Here is a 1574-nt window from a genome sequence, read left to right on the forward strand (position 1 = left end):
ACGACCTGGGATGACTTTTGAGGGTGCTGTATTTTTGGATTGGGCACTCGACTCAAAAGTAGGTCTCCCTAAAAGGAGGTGATCCAGCCACACCTTCCGGTACGGCTACCTTGTTACGACTTCACCCCAGTCATCAACCCCGCCTTCGGCACCCTCCCCCCTTGCGGGTTAGAGTAATGACTTCGGGCGTGGCTCACTTCCATGGTGTGACGGGCGGTGTGTACAAGGCCCGGGAACGGATTCACCGCAGTATGCTGACCTGCGATTACTAGCGATTCCTCCTTCATGCAGGCGAGTTGCAGCCTGCAATCTGAACTGTGCCAGGGTTTAAGAGGTTCGCTCTCCCTCGCGGGTTGGCTGCTCTCTGTCCCTCGCATTGTAGTACGTGTGTCGCCCAGGACGTAAGGGCCATGCTGACTTGACGTCATCCTCACCTTCCTCCGGTTTGTCACCGGCAGTCTCGCTAGAGTTCCCAACTTAATGATGGCAACTAACGACGAGGGTTGCGCTCGTTGCGGGACTTAACCCAACATCTCACGACACGAGCTGACGACAGCCATGCAGCACCTGTCTTCTGGTTCCTTACGGCACTCCCACCTTTCAGCAGGATTCCAGAGATGTCAAGTCCTGGTAAGGTTCTTCGCGTTGCATCGAATTAAACCACATACTCCACCGCTTGTGCGGGCCCCCGTCAATTCCTTTGAGTTTCACACTTGCGTGCGTACTCCCCAGGCGGGAAACTTAACGCGTTAGCTTCGGCACGGCCCGGGTCGATACAGGCCACACCTAGTTTCCATCGTTTACCGCTAGGACTACTGGGGTATCTAATCCCATTCGCTCCCCTAGCTTTCGTCCCTCAGTGTCAGTTATAGCCCAGCAGAGCGCCTTCGCCACCGGTGTTCTTCCTGATCTCTACGCATTTCACCGCTACACCAGGAATTCCCTCTGCCCCTACTACACTCTAGTCTTCCAGTTTCCACTGCCTTTACGAAGTTAAGCCTCGCTCTTTAACAGCAGACTTGAATGACTACCTACGGACTCTTTACGCCCAATCATTCCGGATAACGCTTGCATCCCCCGTATTACCGCGGCTGCTGGCACGGAGTTAGCCGATGCTTTTTCCTCAGGTACCGTCATTTTGTTCTTCCCTGAGAAAAGGGGTTGACAATCCAAGAACCTTCCTCCCCCACGCGGTCTTGCTCCGTCAGGCTTTCGCCCATTGCGGAAAATTCCCCACTGCTGCCTCCCGTAGGAGTCTGGGCCGTGTCTCAGTCCCAGTGTGGCTGATCATCCTCTCAGACCAGCTACTGATCGTCGCCTTGGTAAGCCTTTACCTTACCAACTAGCTAATCAGACGCAAGCCCCTCTCTAGGCGATAAATCTTTTACCTTTCGGCTCATCCGGGTTTAGCAGTCGTTTCCAACTGTTGTCCCCGTCCTAGAGGCAGGTTCTTACGTGTTACTCACCCGTCCGCCACTAAATCCCGAAGGATTCCGTTCGACTTGCATGTGTTAAGCAGACCGCCAGCGTTCATCCTGAGCCAGGATCAAACTCTCCATTTTGAAGAATCTGTT

At 54.1% G+C, this 1574-nt stretch carries 1 rRNA gene; it reads right to left on the reverse strand.

What is annotated here, in order from left to right:
- Positions 1 to 71: 71 nt before the first annotated feature.
- Positions 72 to 1562: ribosomal RNA gene (locus PL9631_RS25445) — 16S ribosomal RNA — on the reverse strand.
- Positions 1563 to 1574 lie beyond the last annotated feature (12 nt).

Source organism: Planktothrix paucivesiculata PCC 9631, assembly GCF_900009265.2.
Taxonomy (GTDB): Bacteria; Cyanobacteriota; Cyanobacteriia; order Cyanobacteriales; family Microcoleaceae; genus Planktothrix; species Planktothrix paucivesiculata.